15 protein-coding genes are annotated in these 17774 nt (G+C 72.4%); 10 read left to right on the forward strand and 5 right to left on the reverse strand.

Annotation, left to right across the window (positions count from 1 at the left end; all coding sequences use genetic code 11):
* The first annotated feature begins 27 nt into the window (after positions 1 to 27).
* From HNP44_RS11160 to HNP44_RS11170, 3 genes are read left to right on the forward strand one after another with little or no spacing between them, the layout of a single operon-like run.
* On the forward strand, positions 28 to 909 hold the full coding sequence (locus HNP44_RS11160; RefSeq protein ID WP_259139571.1) for a 2-hydroxy-3-oxopropionate reductase: 882 nt from the start codon (positions 28 to 30) through the stop codon (positions 907 to 909).
* Between the two features lie 25 nt (positions 910 to 934).
* A complete protein-coding gene (gcl, locus tag HNP44_RS11165) occupies positions 935 to 2767 on the forward strand; it encodes a glyoxylate carboligase (protein ID WP_259139570.1) in 1833 nt (610 codons plus the stop codon).
* A gap of 10 nt (positions 2768 to 2777) precedes the next feature.
* Complete coding sequence (locus tag HNP44_RS11170) at positions 2778 to 3908, forward strand: glycerate kinase (RefSeq protein WP_259139569.1); 1131 nt, start codon at positions 2778 to 2780, stop codon at positions 3906 to 3908.
* A gap of 30 nt (positions 3909 to 3938) precedes the next feature.
* On the opposite strand, the gene HNP44_RS11175 is transcribed toward HNP44_RS11170, so the two are convergent.
* The 3 genes from HNP44_RS11175 to HNP44_RS11185 all read right to left on the reverse strand — a co-directional run bounded on the left by HNP44_RS11175 (position 3939) and on the right by HNP44_RS11185 (position 6232).
* Entirely contained in the window at positions 3939 to 5117 is a 1179-nt protein-coding gene (locus tag HNP44_RS11175; protein ID WP_259139568.1) for an oxygenase MpaB family protein, read from the reverse strand.
* Between the two features lie 63 nt (positions 5118 to 5180).
* Positions 5181 to 5840: a hypothetical protein gene (locus HNP44_RS11180; RefSeq protein ID WP_259139567.1), complete on the reverse strand. Its 660-nt coding sequence runs from the start codon at positions 5838 to 5840 to the stop codon at positions 5181 to 5183.
* Positions 5841 to 5872: 32 nt separating this feature from the next.
* A complete protein-coding gene (locus HNP44_RS11185; protein ID WP_259139566.1) occupies positions 5873 to 6232 on the reverse strand; it encodes a nuclear transport factor 2 family protein in 360 nt (119 codons plus the stop codon).
* A 70-nt stretch (positions 6233 to 6302) separates the two neighbouring features.
* Here HNP44_RS11185 and HNP44_RS11190 point away from each other — a divergent pair, with 70 nt between their 5' ends.
* From HNP44_RS11190 to HNP44_RS11215, 6 genes are all read left to right on the forward strand, one after another.
* Positions 6303 to 7262 carry a LysR family transcriptional regulator gene (locus HNP44_RS11190; RefSeq protein WP_259139565.1) on the forward strand — a complete coding sequence of 320 codons (960 nt, stop codon included), beginning with the start codon at positions 6303 to 6305 and terminating at the stop codon, positions 7260 to 7262.
* A 71-nt stretch (positions 7263 to 7333) separates the two neighbouring features.
* Positions 7334 to 7672, forward strand: coding sequence for an FCD domain-containing protein (locus HNP44_RS11195; RefSeq protein WP_259140247.1), 339 nt, complete (start codon positions 7334 to 7336; stop codon positions 7670 to 7672).
* A 51-nt stretch (positions 7673 to 7723) separates the two neighbouring features.
* Complete coding sequence (locus tag HNP44_RS11200; protein WP_259139564.1) at positions 7724 to 9769, forward strand: ATP-dependent DNA helicase; 2046 nt, start codon at positions 7724 to 7726, stop codon at positions 9767 to 9769.
* A 120-nt stretch (positions 9770 to 9889) separates the two neighbouring features.
* The gene (locus HNP44_RS11205) at positions 9890 to 11890 is read left to right on the forward strand and encodes an alpha-1,4-glucan--maltose-1-phosphate maltosyltransferase (protein WP_259139563.1); all 2001 of its coding nucleotides are present in this window, start codon (positions 9890 to 9892) and stop codon (positions 11888 to 11890) included.
* 41 nt (positions 11891 to 11931) lie between these two features.
* Entirely contained in the window at positions 11932 to 14127 is a 2196-nt protein-coding gene (gene glgB, locus HNP44_RS11210; RefSeq protein ID WP_259139562.1) for a 1,4-alpha-glucan branching protein GlgB, read from the forward strand.
* Positions 14127 to 14867, forward strand: a complete 741-nt coding sequence (locus tag HNP44_RS11215; RefSeq protein ID WP_259139561.1) for an MBL fold metallo-hydrolase — start codon at positions 14127 to 14129, stop codon at positions 14865 to 14867. Before glgB ends, HNP44_RS11215 begins: the two co-directional genes overlap by 1 nt.
* Here HNP44_RS11215 and HNP44_RS11220 read toward each other — a convergent pair.
* On the reverse strand, positions 14854 to 15318 hold the full coding sequence (locus HNP44_RS11220; RefSeq protein ID WP_259139560.1) for a lipoprotein LpqH: 465 nt from the start codon (positions 15316 to 15318) through the stop codon (positions 14854 to 14856). The two genes, HNP44_RS11215 and HNP44_RS11220, sit on opposite strands and share 14 nt — an antisense overlap.
* 63 nt (positions 15319 to 15381) lie before the next feature.
* The gene (locus HNP44_RS11225; protein WP_259139559.1) at positions 15382 to 16776 is read right to left on the reverse strand and encodes a malate:quinone oxidoreductase; all 1395 of its coding nucleotides are present in this window, start codon (positions 16774 to 16776) and stop codon (positions 15382 to 15384) included.
* A gap of 88 nt (positions 16777 to 16864) precedes the next feature.
* Between HNP44_RS11225 and HNP44_RS11230 the strand changes: the two genes are divergently transcribed.
* Positions 16865 to 17752 (forward strand): LysR family transcriptional regulator, encoded by an 888-nt coding sequence (locus tag HNP44_RS11230; RefSeq protein ID WP_259139558.1) that lies wholly within the window; start codon positions 16865 to 16867, stop codon positions 17750 to 17752.
* Positions 17753 to 17774 lie beyond the last annotated feature (22 nt).

Genomic DNA, 17774 nt, shown 5'->3' on the forward strand with positions numbered 1-17774 from the left:
CCGATCGACGACCCGACAAGGAACCTCATGACGAACATCGCCTTCATCGGACTCGGCATCATGGGCAGCCCCGTGGCCGTGCACCTCGCGAACGCCGGCCACACCGTGGCGGGCTTCAACCGCACCCCCGAGCGGGCCAAGCCGCTCGTCGACGCCGGCGGCCGCGCCGCCGCCTCGATCGCCGACGCCGTCGCCGACGCCGAGGTCATCGCGGTGATGGTGCCCGACTCCCCCGACGTGCAGGCCGTGCTGGCGGGCGAGGGCGGCGTCTTCGACAACGCCCCCGCCGGCGCGCTGATCATCGACTTCTCCAGCATCCGGCCGGACGTGACGACCGAGCTCGCGAAGCAGGCCGCCGAACGCGGCTTCCGCCTCATCGACGCGCCCGTGTCGGGCGGCGAGGCGGGCGCGATCAACGCCGCACTTTCGATCATGGTCGGCGGCACGCCCGAGGACTTCGCCGCGGCGCGGCCCGTGCTCGACGTGGTCGGCAAGACCATCGTGCACGTCGGCCCCAACGGCTCCGGGCAGACCGTCAAGGCCGCGAACCAGCTCATCGTGGCCGGCAACATCCAGCTCCTGGCCGAGTCCATCGTCTTCCTCGAGGCGTACGGCGTGGACACCGCCGCCGCCGTCGAGGTGCTCGGCGGCGGGCTCGCGGGCTCCGCGGTGCTCAACCAGAAGGCGCAGAAGATGCTGGACCGCGAATTCGAGCCCGGCTTCCGGATCGAGCTGCACCACAAGGACCTCGGCATCGTCACGGCCGCCGCCCGCGAGGCGGGCGTCGTCGCACCGCTCGGCGGCCTCGTCGCCCAGCTCATGGCCTCCGCCCGCGCCAACGGCGACGGCGCGCTCGACCACTCCGCGCTGCTGCGCGGCGTCGAGCGCCTGTCCGGCCGCACCTCGTAACCCACCGACCCATTGGAGAACTGACATGGCTCGTATGCGTGCCGCCGAGGCAGCGGTCAAGATCATGGAGCTCGAGGGCGCCACCCAGGCGTTCGGCGTGCCCGGCGCCGCCATCAACCCCTTCTACGCGGCGATGCGCGCGCACGGCGGCATCGGTCACGTGCTGGCCCGCCACGTCGAGGGCGCCTCGCACATGGCGGAGGGCTTCACCCGCGCCGAGGCCGGCAACATCGGCGTCTGCATCGGTACGTCCGGCCCCGCCGGCACCGACATGATCACCGGGTTGTACTCGGCCATGGCCGATTCCATCCCGATCCTCGCCATCACCGGCCAGGCGCCCGTCGCGCGCCTGCACAAGGAGGACTTCCAGGCGGTCGACATCGCGTCCATCGCGAAGACCGTCACCAAGATGGCCGTCACCGTGCTCGAGCCCGCGCAGGTGCCGGGCGTCTTCGCGCAGGCCTTCCACCTCATGCGTTCGGGTCGGCCCGGCCCCGTCCTCATCGATCTGCCCATCGACGTGCAGCTCGCCGAGATCGAGTTCGACCCGGACACCTACACCCCGCTGCCCGTGCATAAGCCCTCCGCGACCCGCGCGCAGGCGGAGAAGGCGCTGGATATGCTTGCCGCGTCGGAGCGCCCGCTCCTCGTGGCCGGGGGCGGCATCATCAACGCCGACGCCTCCGACACGCTGGTCGAGCTCGCCGAGCTGCTGGACGTCCCCGTCATCCCGACCCTCATGGGCTGGGGCACGATCCCCGACGACCACCGCCTCGCCGCGGGCATGGTGGGCCTGCAGACCGCGCACCGCTACGGCAACGCGACGATGCTCGCCGCGGACTTCGTGCTGGGCATCGGTAACCGCTGGGCGAACCGGCACACCGGCGGGCTGGACACCTACCGCGAGGGCCGGACGTTCGTCCACGTGGACATCGACCCCACCCAGATCGGCCGGGTCTTCGCGCCGGACTACAGCATCGTCTCCGACGCCGGGGCCGCGCTGGAGCAGCTGGTGGAGGTCGCCCGTGAGCGGCGGGCCGCCGGTACGCTGGCGGACCGCTCCGCCTGGGTCGAGTCCTGCGCCGAGCGCAAGCGGACCATGCAGCGCCGCACGCACTTCGACGACGTGCCGATCAAGCCGCAGCGCGTCTACGAGGAGATGAACAAGGCCTTCGGCCGGGACACCCGGTACGTCAGCACGATCGGTCTCTCGCAGATCGCCGGCGGGCAGTTCCTGCACGTCTTCAAGCCGCGCCACTGGATCAACTGCGGCCAGGCAGGCCCGCTGGGCTGGACCATCCCCGCGGCCCTCGGCGTCGTCAAGGCCGTGCCCGGAACCGACGTGGTGGCGCTCTCGGGCGACTACGATTTCCAATTCATGATCGAGGAACTGGCGGTCGCGGCGCAGTTCAACCTGCCCTACGTCCACGTCGTGGTGAACAACTCCTACCTGGGTCTGATCCGCCAGGCACAGCGCGCCTTCGACATGGACTTCCAGGTCCAGCTGGGCTTCGACAACATCAACACCGATACCAGCGACACCCATGGCGACGCCTCCGCTCCAACCGGCTCGGACCCGATGCCCCTGGCCCCCAAGGGCTACGGCGTCGACCACGTCAAGGTGGCCGAGGGCCTGGGCTGCAAGGCGGTGCGCGTGACCGATCCGTCGGAGATCGCCGCCACGCTCACCCGCGCGCAGCAGATGGCCCGCGAGCACAAGGTGCCCGTCGTCGTCGAGATCTTCCTGGAGCGCGTCACCAACATCGCGATGGGCACCGAGCTCGACAACGTCGCCGAGTTCGAGGACCTCGCGACCGTCGGCACCGACGCGCCCACCGCCCTCCTGCTACTCGACTAGGAGGGACGACGTGACGACGGTGCTGCTCTCGCCCGACAAGTTCAAGGGTTCCCTGTCCGCGGCGGGCGTCGCCGACGCGCTCGCCCGCGGCATCGCGGACGTCGCGCCGGACTGGGTGTGCGTCCGCGCCCCCATCGCGGACGGCGGGGACGGCACCGTCGACGCCGCCGTGGCCGCGGGGTGGGAGCGGATCGCGGTGGAGACCACGGGCCCCACCGGGGTCCCGCACACCACGTCGTACGCCCGCGGCGGCCCGACGGCCGTGGTCGAGCTCGCCTCGGCCGTCGGCCTGGAGCTCCTACCCGGCGGCGCGCCGGACGCGCTCGGCGCCACCACCTTCGGCCTGGGCACGGTGATCCGGCACGCCCTCGCGCGCGGCGCGGAGCACATCGTCCTCGGCCTGGGCGGCAGCGCCTCGACCGACGGGGGCGCCGGCATGCTGCAGGCGCTCGGCGTGACGATCACCGACCGCGCGGGAGCGCCCGTGCGGCCGGGCGGCACCGCGCTGTTACAGGCCGCGCGCGTCGACCTCTCCGGTCTGCTCCCCGCGGCCCGCGGCGCGCGGTTCACGCTCGCGTGCGACGTCGACAATCCGCTGCTCGGCCCCGACGGCGCGGCCGCGGTCTACGGCCCGCAGAAGGGGGCGACCGCCGCGCAGGTCACCCTGCTCGACGGTGCCCTGCGCACCTGGGCCGACGTGGTGGCGGAGGCGACGGGCGCCGACCTGCGGGAGACGCCCGGCGCGGGGGCCGCGGGCGGCACGGGCTTCGGCGCGATGGCGGTGCTCGGCGCCGTGGCCCGACCCGGCGTCGACATCGTGCTGGAGCTCGCCGACTTCGCGGACAAGGTCCGAGCGGCGGATCTCGTGATCACGGGCGAGGGATCGCTCGACGCGCAGTCCCTGCACGGAAAGGCGCCGGTCGGGGTCGCCTCCGCCGCCCGCGCCGCGGGGGTCCCGGTCATCGCCGTGGCGGGGCGCAGCGCGCTCACGGCGGAGCAGATCCACGCGGCGGGCTTCCGGCGCATGCTGGCGCTGTCCGAGATCGAGCCGGATCCCGCGCGCTCGATGGCGAACGCCGCTGAGTTGCTGCGTCGCATCGGCCGGTCCATCGCCGCGGGCGCCGGCGGCCGGCTGGGCTGATCGGCGCCGCCCGACCGCTGAGCGATGTGGTCAGCTGGGGAGGTTGCGGCGCAGCCAGGTGGCGATATGGCGCTCGCCGCGCGCCGTCGCCCAGCGCCGGGCGGAGGGCGAGAACCGCGCCGCGATCTGGACGGGTGCGTGGCTCGCCCACGCGACGGGCACGGCCCACGGCAGCTCGGCGGGCAGTCCCAGGTCGCGCAGGCCCTCCCGGCCGGCGAAGACGCTCTCGAGGCTGCCCAGGTACCGCTGATAGAAGCCCCGCCGCAGCCCCTGCGCGACCGGGTAGTTGTGCCGGCCCCAGTTGCCGTACAGCGCGCGTCCGAGGACGGCGGAGTCCGCGTCGGGTCCGGGCGCGTACTGGCCGATCTGCACCATGCGCCGCCGCCCCTCCCCCTCGGTCGCCGGCAGGACAGGCTCGTCGAGGCCGAGCAACCAGCCGACGTAGCGCCACAGCGCCATCACGTCGCGTCCCTCGTCCACGGACACCGGCATGCCCAGCGCGCGCAGACCGAGCAGGAAGGTCGTGGAGAAGAGACCGAGCGTGCCCAGCTGGTCGGACTGGTTGATCGGCACGCCCCACTCCGCCCGGTCCCAGTCGTCACGCCGCAGCAGGGTCGTGTTGGCGAGGCCGTGGATCACCCGGACCTTCACGGCCGACCGCCAGGCGAGCCCGTGCGGTCGCACGTCGCCGCCGACGATCTCCGACCACCACTGCGTGGTCTCGTGGATGCGGGCGTCCACCCCGTCGACCAGGCGGCCCGTCGCGACGAGCTGGCGCGTGGTGGCGGAGGTCGTGTACCCGGTCATCAGCGACGCCGTCGCGAGGACGTCGAGCCCGAGGGAGCCGGACCGTCGGCAGACGGCGGCGCCACGCTCGCAGGCGTCGAAGTCCACCCAGGCGGGCGTCGCGGCGGCACCGACGGCGTCGAGCAGCTCCCTGAGCACGGGATTCTCCGTGGTGCCGGACGCCAGCGCCTCGTCCAGGTCGCGCATGGAGAACGCCCGGTCGTCGATCATCGCGCGGCCGAGCCGGTTGCCGAGCTCGTCGCCGCGGTTCACCGCCTCCCCCGCCCAGGCGATCTCCTCCGCCGTGAACGGGCGGCGGTCCTTCTGCAGGAGCCGGAGGGCGCGCACGCTGCCGGCGGCCCACTCGGGGTCGCGGTCGAAGCGTGCCGGGGTGTCGACGGTGCGGGGGGCTGCGAGGGTCATGACCCGAGCGTAGCCCAATCTGGCCACAGTCTGTAGCCACAATTTCGTATCGGCTCCGCGCCCCTACGGCGACGCCCGGAGACGACGGAGCAACGCAGGCAGTTCGCGGTTGCTGAGGATCCCCGCCACCATGATCTCCTCGACCCGCGTGGGCGAGGCGTCGATCCGGCCGGCGCGCGCCGCGATCGCGAGGTGCATCCCGCCCACCGCGATCATTCGGGCCGACAACTGCGCGTCCTCGTGCTCGGGCGGATCGTCGAGGATCTCCTCGGCCTGGGCCGCCATCGCGCCCGCGAGCAGGTCGATCAGCGCCTCCCGCCGCGCCCGCAGGCCGGGGTGCGCGTCCGCGCTCATCAGCAGCGCGGACCGGCGCGGATCGTCACTGATAGCGGCGAGCGAGCTGCGCACGCCCGCGCGCACCTTCCGCTCGACCACGTCCGCCGCCTCGGGTGGGACCGCCGCGATCGCGGCGGCGACATCGTCCATGAGCCCCGCCGCCATGGCGTCGAAGGCCGCGGTGAGCACCTCGTCCGGCGAGTCGAAGGCCTCCCGGAAGTAGCGCGCGTGCAGGCCCGCCTCGGCGCACAGTGACCGCGCACTCACCGCCGCGACGCCGTCGCGGGAGACCACGGTGAGCGCGGCGTCGAGGAACCGCGCGCGCCGCTCCTCGCGGCGCGCGCCGGCGCTCGCGCCGCTGTAGCGGCGCCCCTCGGTTTCGCTCATCGGTCCAGCGTATCGCCCGCGGCGCCGGCGGATCAGGCGGAGGCGGCGAGGATCTCGCGCGGGTCGAAGGTGACATTCACCGCGGTGATCAGGCCGTCCTCGACGCGGGTCCAGTTCGCGACCGCGGTCGCCGGCGCGCCGCCCATACCCAGGTCGAACCAGGTGATCACGTCGCGGTCGTCCACGAGACGGGCGCGGACCACGAGCGAGTCGGTCGCCTGCGCCATGCCGCCGAGGCCCTGGAGGAACTCGTCGGGCCCGTGCGCGACGCCGAAGACCCCGGTGAAGGTGCAGTCGGGCGCGAGGTACGGACGGAGGGGAGCGAAGTCCTTGGCCTCCCAGCAGCGGAAGTAGGTCTCGGCGATCAGGCGGGGCGTGCTGTTCTCGGTCATGACTCCATCCTGAGGCCGCCAAAACTAGAAGTCCAACAGCCGCCTGTGATTCGAACTATCATCATCAGTGATGGAAGTGCACCAGCTCCGCTACCTCGTCGCCGTGGCCGACCGCGGCTCCTTCACGGCCGCCGCCGAGGCGCTGCACGTCGCCCAGTCCGGCGTCTCCGCCCAGGTCGCCAAATTCGAACGCGAGCTGGGGCACCGCCTGCTCGAGCGCGGGGCGCGCACCGTCGGCCTCACGCCCGAGGGGGCCCAGCTGCTGCCGCACGCCCGGGCCGCGCTCGCCGCCGTGGACGCCGTCCGGACCGTCGCCGACGAGCTGACCGGCGTCGTCCGGGGCCACGTGCGCCTCGGCACCGTCATCGGGTGCACGATCCCCGGCTACCTCGCCGGATTCGCCGCGTTCCGGGCCGCGCACCCGGCGGTCACCGTCGACGTCGTCGAGGGCGATTCGGAGGACCTCGTCGCCGACCTCGTGGGCGGCGTCCTCGACGTCGCGCTCGTCGCGCACGCCCGGCCGCTGCCGGAGTCGCTCGCCGCGCACCGGCTGATCCGCGAGCCGCTCACCGTGGTCGTGCCCGAGGACCACCCGTGGGCCGGCAAGGCGTCGGCCGACTGCGCCGACCTCGCCGGTGCGACGGTGCTGTGCCTGCCGCGGGGCACCGGCGTGCGCGCGGCGCTCGACATCACCTGTGCCGCGGAGCGCACCGTCGTCGAGCCGACGGTGCAGGCGCACTCCCCCGAGGCCCTGCTCGCCCTCGTCGAGCACGGGGCGGGGGTCGCGGTGCTCACCGCCTCGATGGCGGCCGGGAGGCCCGGCCTGGCGACGGTGCCCCTGGCCCGGTCGGCCCGGACGGAGCTCTCCCTCGCGACGCGGGCGGCACCGTCGGCGGCGGCGGGCGCGATGACCCGCACGCTGCGCGAGCACCTCACCGGCGATCAGGCGGCCGCGGGCCGCCAGCGGGTCAGGGCCGCGCCGAGCGCGACCACCGCGAGCCCGGCGACGCCGAGCCCCAGCGCCGGGTAGGTCCACGCCGAGACGACCATGCCGAGACGAGGCCGCCAGCGTCTTCCACTCCAGCGAGGCGGCGCGGCGGGATTTCGACGAGCGCATGCAGCCGAACCTCAGAGGAACAGGAGCGGGCGCTGCGGGCCCGCGACTTCCCCGCTTTCGCCGAGGCCGCGATGGTCTTCCACAGCGCGTTCGTCGACCACGCGGACAACGCGTTGATGTCCGCGACCTACGCCCGCTTGCGGGACCGGCAGCGGTTCTCGCTGACCCACCACACGGGCCGCATCATCGGGGACGCCGACCACACGATCGCCGACCACCGCGCCGTGCTCGCGGCCGCCGTCGCGGGCGACACCATCGAGTTCACACGGCTCCTCGACGCCCATCAGCGGGACAGCTACGGCACCGGCGGCCCGCACCTCTAGCCCCGGCCGGGCCTCCCCGGCGCGACGCCGCCGGACGGCTAGACTCCCCGGGTGAGCGAACCGCCGATCGTGCCGAAACTGCTGGACACCGCGGTCACCGCGCTCGGCGGCAGCAAGCGCGAGGGCCAGGTGCGGATGGCCGCGGCCGTCGCCCACTCGCTGGACACCGGCGAGCACCTCGCCGTGCAGGCCGGCACCGGCACCGGCAAATCGCTCGCCTACCTCGTGCCCGCGATCCGGCACGCCGTGACCTCCCGCAAGACGGTCGTCGTGAGCACGGCGACCATCGCGCTGCAGCAGCAGCTCGTGGACCGGGACCTGCCCCGCCTGGCGAAGGCGCTCAAGCCCGACCTGGGCCGCGAGCCCGAGTTCGCCATCCTCAAGGGCCGCGGGAACTACCTGTGCCTCAACAAGTTGCACAGCTCCGTCGCCTCCGAGCCCGACAGCGAGGAGCTCTTCGACCCGTTCGCCGCGTCGCGGCTCGGCCGGGACATGAAGCGCCTGCGCGAGTGGAGCAGCGACACCGAGACCGGCGACCGCGACGAGCTCACCCCCGCCGTGAGCGACCAGTCCTGGCGGCTGGTCAGCGTCGGCGCCCGCGAGTGCCTCGGCGCCACCAACTGCACCTACGGGCAGGACTGCTTCGCCGAGGCGGCGCGCAAGCGGACCGGCCAGGTGGACGTGGTGGTCACCAACCACGCGCTCCTCGCGATCGACGCGATGACCGAGGTCAAGGTGCTGCCCGAGCACGACGCCGTCATCGTCGACGAGGCGCACGAGCTGGTGGACCGGGTCACCTCCGTCGCCACCGCCGAGCTCACGGGCGCGACCGTCGCGGCAGCAGCCCGCCGCGCAGGCAAACTGGTCGAGGAGGAGATCGCCGACTCCCTCGTCGCGGCCTCGGAGGGGCTCACCCGCCTGCTCGACGACTCCGGCACGCGCCGCTGGCTCGGCCTGCCCGACGGTGCCGGCCCCGCCCTGGCCGCCGTCCGCGACGCCGCGTGGGCCACCCGCACCGCCGTCGGCCCGGCGCGCGGCGCCAACCTCGACGCCGACGCCGCCGCGGCGCGCAGCGCAGCACTCACCGCCCTCGACGACGTGCACGACACCGCGGTCCGCGTGCTCACCGCCTTCGACGAGCCCGACGAGTCCAAGCGCCGCGACGTGGTCTGGACCTCCGACGTCCCGAACCGCGGCGGCGGCTTCCGCCGGACGCTGTACGTCGCGCCCCTGTCGGTCGGCGGCCTGCTGCGCACACGCCTGTTCGGCGAGTCGACGGTCGTCCTCACCTCGGCGACGCTGGCGGTGGGCGGCGCCTTCGACTCCGTCGCCGGATCGTGGGGCCTGCCGCGCGCGGGCGGCGACGCGCCGTCGCCCGAACCCGACCGGGACCCGGCGCTGGCGACCGGCAAGAAGCCGGACGGAAACCTCGAGTGGAGCCACATCGACGTCGGCTCCCCTTTCGACTACCCCCGGTCGGGGATCCTGTACGTCGCCACGAAGCTTCCGCCGCCCGGGCGCGACGGCACGGCGCCCGCGATCCTCGACGAGATCGAGACGCTGCTGACGGCCGCGGGCGGGCGCACCCTGGGCCTGTTCAGTTCCACCCGCGCCGCGAAGGCAGCCGCGGAGGCCCTGCGCGAACGGGTGGACACGCCCATCCTGTGCCAGGGCGAGGGCAACACCGGCCAGCTCGTCCGGGACTTCGCCGCGGACCCCGCGACGTCCCTGTTCGGCACGCTCAGCCTGTGGCAGGGCGTCGACGTGCCGGGGCCGTCGCTCTCGCTCGTGCTCATCGACCGGATCCCCTTCCCCCGGCCGGACGACCCCCTCCTCACAGCCCGGCAGCGCGCCGTCGAATCGCGGGGCGGGAACGGCTTCATGGCGGTCGCGGCCACCCACGCGGCCCTGCTGCTCGCGCAGGGCGTGGGCCGGCTGCTGCGCTCCACCGACGACAAGGGCGTGGTCGCCGTGCTGGACTCGCGCCTCGCGACGGCCCGTTACGGCGGCTTCCTGCGCGCCTCGCTGCCGCCGTTCTGGGAGACGGCGGACCGCGCCACCGCGGTGGCGGCGCTGCAGCGCCTCTCGCAGTCCTGACCCGCGGTTCCGGACCCGTCCGGGCACAACCGGAAAGGCCCGCAGGTGCGGCCGCGCGGGGGCCCGCGCGGGGCGGAAGTACTCGCCCGTAAACCGGCCGCTTCGACTACCGTTGACCCGGTGACAGGGCGCATCGGCATCGACGACATCGAACCCGTGGTGTCGGGCGGGCAATACCCGAGCAAGGCGGTCGTCGGCGAGGTCGTGCCGGTGTCCGCCACCGTCTGGCGCGAGGGCCACGACGCCGTCGCGGCGTCCGTCGTCGTGACGGGGCCGGACGGCACGTCGACCTACATCCGCATGTCGCCCGCGGCCGAACCCGACCGGTTCCACGCCGTCTTCCGCCCGGACCTCACGGGCTACTGGTCGCTGCGGATCGAGGGGTGGTCGGACCCGGCCACCACCTGGCGCAGCGCCGTGCAGAAGAAGCTCGCCGCCGGCCAGGGCCCCACGGAGCTCGCGAACGACCTGGAGCTCGGGGCGCGACTGTTCGAACGCGCCGCCGCCGGCGTGCCCGACGGTGACCGCGGCCCGGTCCTCGCCGCCGCCGCCGCGCTCCGGGCCGACGATCGCAGCCTCGTCGAACGCACCGGCGCCGCACTGCATCCCGACGTCACCCGGCTGCTGCAGCAGTACCCGGTGCGGGAGCTGATCACCAAGTCCCGCACCTACCGGGTCTGGGTGGACCGCACCCGAGCCCTGTTCGGATCCTGGTACGAGCTCTTCCCGCGGTCGACCGGCGGCTGGGACGCCGAGGGCAGGCCCGTGCACGGCACGTTCCACACCGCGGCGGAGGAGCTGCCCCGCATCGCGGAGATGGGCTTCGACGTCGTCTACCTCCCGCCGGTCCATCCGATCGGGAAGGTGAACCGCAAGGGCCGCAACAACACCCTCACGCCCGAGGAGCACGACGTCGGCGTCCCCTGGGCGATCGGCTCCGACGAGGGCGGGCACGATGCGGTGCATCCCGGGCTCGGGACCCTTGACGACTTCGACTACTTCGTGCAGCGCAGCCGCGACCTCGGCATGGAGGTCGCGCTCGACCTGGCCTTCCAGGCCGCGCCGGATCATCCCTGGGCGAGGGAGCATCCGGAGTGGTTCACCGTGCTGCCGGACGGCACCATCGCCTACGCCGAGAACCCGCCGAAGAAGTACCAGGACATCTACCCGATCAACTTCGACGAGGACCGGACCGGCATCTACCGGGAGCTGTTGCGCGTCACCCTGTTCTGGGTGCAACGCGGCATCGAGATCTTCCGGGTGGACAACCCGCACACCAAGCCGCCGGACTTCTGGTACTGGTTGATCGCCGAGGTGAAGAAGGTCAACCCGAACGTCCTGTTCCTGGCCGAGGCGTTCACCCGCCCGGCACGGATGTACGGGCTCGCCAAAGCGGGCTTCACGCAGAGCTACACGTACTTCACGTGGCGCACCGCGAAGTGGGAGCTCGAGGAGTTCGCGCGGGAGCACGCGGCGCAGGCCGACGTGTGCCGGCCGAACCTGTGGGTGAACACGCCCGACATCCTGCACGAGAGCCTGCAGCACGGCGGGCCCGGCATGTTCGCGATCCGGGCGGCGCTCGCGGGCACGCTCTCCCCCAGCTGGGGCATGTACTCGGGTTACGAGCTCTACGAGCACGTCCCGGTCCGCGAGGGCAGCGAGGAGTACCTGGACTCCGAGAAGTACGAGCTGCGCCCGCGCGACTACAAGGCGGCGCAGAGCCGCGGCGAGTCGCTGGAGCCGTGGATCACGCGACTCAACGAAATCCGCCGCCGCCACCCCGCCCTGCAGCAGCTGCGCAACCTCCACTTCCACGCCGTCGACAACGACGCGCTGATCGCCTTCAGCAAGCACGACGCGACCACGGGCGACCTGGTGCTGGTGGTGGTCAATCTCAACCCGTTCGGGGCGGAGGCGGGCAACGTGTGGCTGGACCTGCCGGCACTCGGCCGGGACTGGCACGAGCGCTTCCCGGTGCGCGACGAGGTCTCCGGCGAGGTGTATCACTGGGGTCAAGCGAACTTCGTCCGACTGGAACCCTGGCGCAACGTGGCCCACATCCTGGTCCTCCCGCAACTCGACCCGCAGCAGCGACGGGAACTGTCCTACCGGGAGCCCTAGCGGCGCAACGGCCCTGCAACTGCTGAGGAAGGCCCCACCCCATGACCGAGAACACCGCCGCGGCAGCGGCCGTCGACCCCGACACCGCCGCACGCCTGCTCTCCGGCGCCTACCACGATCCGCATGCGATCCTGGGCGCGCACCCCACCTCGCGGGGCACCGTGCTACGCACGCTGAAGCCGGGCGCCACTGCCGTCGCCGCTGTGATCGGCGGGGAGAGCTACCCGCTGGCGCAGCTGCAGGGCGCTCTGTGGGGCGCCGAGGTGCCGATCAGCGACCTCGCCGACTACCGGTACGAAGTGCTCTACCCGGCCGGTCCCACCGTCGTGGCCGACGGCTACCGCTTCCTGCCGACGATCGGCGAGCTCGACCAGCACCTCATCTCCGAGGGCCGGCACGAGCGGCTGTGGGACGTGCTCGGAGCGCATCTGCGCAGCTACACCACTCCCGACGGCGAGGTCTCGGGCACGTCCTTCGCGGTGTGGGCGCCGAACGCCCGCGGCGTCACCGTGATCGGCGACTTCGAGTACTGGTCCGGCGAGTCGTACCCGATGCGCACGCTCGGCTCCTCGGGCGTCTGGGAGGTCTTCGTGCCGGGCGTCGGGGACGGCGCGGCCTACAAGTTCCGGATCTTCACCGAGGGTGGCGGGACCGTCGAGAAGGCCGATCCGATGGCGCGCCGCACCGAAGTGCCCCCGGCCACCGCGTCGATCGTCACGCACAGCACTCACGAGTGGCGGGACGCCGCGTGGATCACCGAGCGGGCCAAGCAGATCCCGACCGACCGCCCCATGAGCACCTACGAGGTGCATCTGGGCTCGTGGCGGCAGGGCCTGAGCTACCTGGACCTCGCGCGCGAGCTGGCCGACTACGTCACCGAGACGGGCTTCACGCACGTCGAGCTGATGCCCGTCGCCGAGCACCCTTTCGGCGGCTCCTGGGGCTACCAGGTCACCTCGTACTACGCACCCACGTCCCGGTTCGGTACCCCGGACGAGTTCCGCGAGTTCGTGGACGTGCTGCACGAGCGCGGGATCGGCATCATCGTGGACTGGGTGCCCGCCCACTTCCCCAAGGACGCCTGGGCGCTCGCGCGGTTCGACGGCAAGGCGCTGTACGAGCACGGCGATCCGCAGCGCGGCGAGCAGCTGGACTGGGGCACGTACGTCTTCGACTTCGGCCGCCGCGAGGTGCGGAACTTCCTGGTGGCCAACGCCCTGTACTGGTTCGACGAGTTCCACATCGACGGCCTGCGGGTGGATGCGGTCGCCTCGATGCTCTACCTCGACTACTCGCGCCCCGAGGGCGGGTGGACCCCGAACGTCTACGGCGGCAGGGAGAACCTCGAGGCGGTGGAGTTCCTGCAGGAGATGAACGCCACCGTGCACAAGCTCTTCCCCGGCGTGGTCACCGTCGCCGAGGAGTCGACGAGCTGGCCGGGCGTCACGCGCCCGACGAACCTCGGCGGCCTCGGCTTCACCATGAAGTGGAACATGGGCTGGATGCACGACACCCTGGGCTATCTCGGGCGCGATCAGGTGCACCGCAACTTCCACCATCACGAGGTCACGTTCTCGCTGATGTACGCGTGGAGCGAGAACTTCGTGCTCCCCATCAGCCACGACGAGGTGGTGCATGGCAAGGGAACGCTGTGGACCCGGATGCCGGGCGATGCACACACCAAGGCATCCGGGGTGCGCGCCCTCCTCGCGTACATGTGGGGCCACCCCGGCAAACAGCTGCTGTTCATGGGCCAGGAGTTCGGGCAGGTCCGCGAGTGGTCGGAGGAGCGCTCCCTGGACTGGGACAGCCTCGACGGCTGGGAGGGCGAGCTGCACGCCGGGATCCAGGCGCTCACACGAGATCTCAACGCCGCGTATCGCTCGCACCCCGCGCTGTGGAGCCAGGACACCACCCCGTCGGGCTACGAATGGGTGGACGCGAACGACTCGCAGAACAATGTGCTCAGCTTCCTGCGATGGGGCAGTGACGGTTCCGTGGTGTTGTGCCTCTACAACTTCTCCGGGCAGACCCACGAGCGCTATCGCGTGGGCGTGCCCTTCGCGGGCTCCTGGCGCGAGATCCTCAACACCGACTCCACGGACTACGAGGGCACCGGCGCCGGCAACATGGGCGGCGTCACTGCGGAGGCGCGGTCCTGGCACGGCCGCGAGGCGTCGGCAGAGGTCGTGCTCGGCCCGAACTCCGCCCTCTGGCTGACCTTCGACGGGCAGTGATGCGCGAGCTCGCTCCTGGCGTGTGGTTCGGCGCCGGCACGCACGTCAACTTCCTCGCCCTGGTCGACGGCGCCGACGTCACCCTCATCGACGCTGGCTGGGCCGGCGATGTGGACCGGGTAGAGGCGGAGCTGGCATCGATCGGCCGCCGCCCGCAGGACGTCCGGGCGATCCTGGTGACGCACGCGCACATCGACCACGTGGGCGGCATCGCGAAGCTGCACGAGCGGTACGGCACGCCGGTGCTTGTGCACCCGGACGAGCTGGCGCACGCCCGCGGCGAAGCGCACGAACAGGCGGCCCCGCTGGACCTGATTCCGGCCATGTGGCGGCCACGCACCTGGAAGTGGATGGCCGACGTCGCCCGCGTGGGCGTGCTGGGGCACGTGGAGATGCCCTACGCCGAGCCCTTCATGGTGCGCGCGGCCGGCGCGCCGCTGGACCTGCCGGGCGCGCCGGTGCCGGTGGCGTGCGCGGGCCACACGTCCGGGCACACCGCCTTCCTGCTCCCGGGCGGCATCGTCGCGACGGGCGACGCGCTGGCGACCGGCCACCCCCTCTCGGGCACGACTGGACCGCAGCTACTGCCGGCGTTCTTCTCCCACGATCCTGCGGCCACGGCCGCCGCACTCGACACGATCGCCGTGCTGGACGCCGACCAGCTGGCCCCCGGACACGGCGAACCGTGGCGCGGGGACCCGGCCCAGGCCGTCGAGCTGGCGCGCGCTACTTACAGGTGACGACGATCTCGAAGTCCTTCGAGACCATGCCTGCCATCGGGTTCGAGATGCTGGCGCCGGACGCGGTACCGGTGATGGTGTAGCGGTCGCCGTCGACCTTGACGGTCGCCTTGCCGACGCCGGGACCGACCGCCAGGGCGGTGCCGTCGACCGTGATGCCCACCGTCTCGACCGTGGGCGGGTTGCCGTCCTTGAGGGTCGCGCCGACCCCGCCGGAGGCGCCACCGGCGCCGATCGCGAAGCGGTCACCCTGCTTCGCACAGCCCACGTTGCTGAGATCGACGCCTGTGAGGTCTTTGCCGTCGACCTTGACGACGGTCTTCGCGTCGGTGTTCGCTGATGCCGTGTTCGTGGGCGTGGAGTCCGATCCCTTGTCGGATCCCCCGCCGCAGGCGGCGAGTCCGATCGAGGCGAAGACCACCGCCGAGGCGATGACGAGGGAGCGATTCATAGCGGGCCTCCTTAGGCACGGAACCGAATTCGGGCATTGCACCCGAATGGAGGAAAGCACACGTCAGCGACCGACGGGCGACTTCTCGGAGTTCGATTGCAGTTCCACCGCCGGCTCGATCCCCCAACGGGTGAGGAGGTCCTGCATGATCGGCACCGCGGTGCTGGCCCCCGGCGACGCGCCGAGCAGGCCGGCGATGGTGCCGTCGGCGCCCGTGACGAGCTCCGTCCCCTGCTGCAGCACGCCGATGCGACGAGGATCCGGAGTCACCAGCTGGGCCCGCTGGCCGGCGGGGACGAGTTCCCACTGCGCCGGATTGGCGGCGGGGTAGAACCGCTGCAACTGCGCGAACCTCGCTCGCCGGCTCGCCGCGAGCTGGGCGACGAGGTACCGAACCAGGCCGAGGTTCTGGAGTCCGGCCGCGGCGACGACGTGCAGGTTGCCGGGCCGCAGCGTGGTGAAGAAGTCGATGAGCCGGCCACGCTTGAGCAGTTTCGTGCTGAATGTGGCGTACGGGCCGAACAGGAGGTGATCGGCACCGTCGACGTACCGACGGTCCAGGTGCGGCACCGACATGGGCGGCGCGCCGATGTCGGCCTGCCCGTACACCTTCCCGTCGAGGCGGCGCGCCACTGCGGGGTCGGAGCAGCGCAGGAACGCCGCTCCGACGGGGAGCACGGCGTAGCCGCGCACTTCGGGCAACCGCGCGCTCTGCAGCAGCCGCAGTGCCTTGCCGCCCGCGCCGACGAAGACGCGCCGGGCGCGGATCTCGAAGCGCCCCTGGGGCCCACGGCCACGCAGCGTCCAGCCCGCGAGGGTGCGGCGCAGCCGCGTCACCTCGTGGCCGAAGCGCACGTCGCCGCCGGCGTCGGTGAGGATCGCGGTGAGGCCGCGGGTCAGCGCGCCGAAGTCGACGTCAGTGCCGCCCGGGTGGCGGGTGGCAGCCATCCGGCCCCACATGGACTCGGGCCCGCGGCCCTCCATGACCAGGGGCGCCCACTGCCGAATCGTCTCGGGATTCTCGGTGTACTCCATCGCCGCAAACTCCGGGTGTGTATGCAGGGTCTCGTAGCGCCGGCGGAGGTAAGTCATGTCCCGCTCGCCGAAGACGACGTCGAGGTGGGGGGTCGGGTGCAGGAAGCCGCGGTCGAGCAGACCCGCCGCGACGAGGCCGTCCCACCAGGCGCGCGTGCGGCCGAACTGCTCGACCATCGACAGGGCCTTCGTGCCGTCGGCGGGGTCGGGCATGTAGTTGAGCTCGCAGAAGCCGCTGTGGCCGGTGCCGGCGTTGTTCCAGGGGCCGCTGCTCTCGGTGGCGAGCGCGTCGGCGCGCTCGAGCAGCAGGATCCGCCACTCGGGCCGCTCCTGCGCGAGCATCGCGCCGAGCGTCGCGGACATGATGCCGCCGCCGATCAGGACGACGTCGGCGTCGAATCCCGGGGTGGAGTGGGTGACCATCGGATCCTCCTCTAGGTGGGTTCGGCACCAGCATCGAACGTAAGGCATTCATCCGTCCAATGAAATTTTGCGGAGATATGATCCGAATATGGATCAATGGCTGAGCCTGTTCGCGCCGCAGTTGCAGGCGCTCGCCGCCCTCGCGGCGCACGGCGGGCACATGACCCGCGCCGCGGCCACGCTCGGCATCCCCCAGTCGTCGATGAGTCGCCGGATCCACGCCCTCGAGGCCGATCTGCGGACCCCGCTGCTCGTCCACGCCGGGCGCACCGTGCGCCTGACCGCCGCGGGCGAGGACCTGGCCCGGCGGATCCGGGATCCACTGCGCGAGCTCGGCCTCGCGATCGACGCGGTGGTGGGCGAGGGCGACGGCGAACACGGCACCGTACGGTTCGGCTTCCCGCTCACCATGGGTTCGGGTCGCCTACCGGACCTGCTCTCCGCCTTCCGTCGCGCGCACCCCGGGATCACCGTGACGCTCAAGCAGGGGCACGGGTCGGAGCTCGTCCGCGAGATCGAGGCAGGAGCCCTGGACCTCGCGGTGATCATCCCGCCGCCGGAGCGGCTGCCGCACACCGTGATCGGATCCCAGGAGATCCTGGCCGCACTCCCCCGCACTCACCCGCTCGCCGCGGAGAAGCAGATCCGTCTGGCGCAGCTGCAGTCCGACACCTTCATCGCCAATCCGCCCGACTACCACCTGCGAGGCAGCACCGAGCGCTGGTGCGCGGCAGCCGGATTCACGCCCGCGATCGCCGTCGAGGTCACCGAGTTCGCGACCATCCGCGAGCTCATCGCCCGAGGGCTCGGCGTTGCCCTGCTCCCGCACGACGACCGCGCACCGTCGGACGTGGCGGAAGTGCCGCTGACGGGCGAGTACAGCCGCGCCGTCGCTGTGGCCCGTGCGACGACCACCCTTGCGCCGGCCACCCGACACCTGCACGACTTCATCCTCGACACCGCCGAGACGGGGTGATCAGCGGACGACGCCCGGCGCG

The sequence above is a fragment of the Tsukamurella ocularis genome (genome assembly GCF_024807615.1).
GTDB classification, from domain to species: Bacteria; Actinomycetota; Actinomycetes; order Mycobacteriales; family Mycobacteriaceae; genus Tsukamurella; species Tsukamurella ocularis.

Coding starts and splice junctions, on each gene's coding strand:
- HNP44_RS11160 (WP_259139571.1), top strand. CDS start 28: ATGACGAACATCGCCTTCATCGGACTCGGCATCATGGGCAGCCCCGTG.
- gcl (WP_259139570.1), top strand. CDS start 935: ATGGCTCGTATGCGTGCCGCCGAGGCAGCGGTCAAGATCATGGAGCTC.
- HNP44_RS11175 (WP_259139568.1), bottom strand. CDS start 5,117: ATGACCCTCGCAGCCCCCCGCACCGTCGACACCCCGGCACGCTTCGAC.
- HNP44_RS11180 (WP_259139567.1), bottom strand. CDS start 5,840: ATGAGCGAAACCGAGGGGCGCCGCTACAGCGGCGCGAGCGCCGGCGCG.
- HNP44_RS11185 (WP_259139566.1), bottom strand. CDS start 6,232: ATGACCGAGAACAGCACGCCCCGCCTGATCGCCGAGACCTACTTCCGC.
- HNP44_RS11190 (WP_259139565.1), top strand. CDS start 6,303: ATGGAAGTGCACCAGCTCCGCTACCTCGTCGCCGTGGCCGACCGCGGC.
- glgB (WP_259139562.1), top strand. CDS start 11,932: ATGACCGAGAACACCGCCGCGGCAGCGGCCGTCGACCCCGACACCGCC.
- HNP44_RS11215 (WP_259139561.1), top strand. CDS start 14,127: ATGCGCGAGCTCGCTCCTGGCGTGTGGTTCGGCGCCGGCACGCACGTC.
- HNP44_RS11220 (WP_259139560.1), bottom strand. CDS start 15,318: ATGAATCGCTCCCTCGTCATCGCCTCGGCGGTGGTCTTCGCCTCGATC.
- HNP44_RS11225 (WP_259139559.1), bottom strand. CDS start 16,776: ATGGTCACCCACTCCACCCCGGGATTCGACGCCGACGTCGTCCTGATC.
- HNP44_RS11230 (WP_259139558.1), top strand. CDS start 16,865: ATGGATCAATGGCTGAGCCTGTTCGCGCCGCAGTTGCAGGCGCTCGCC.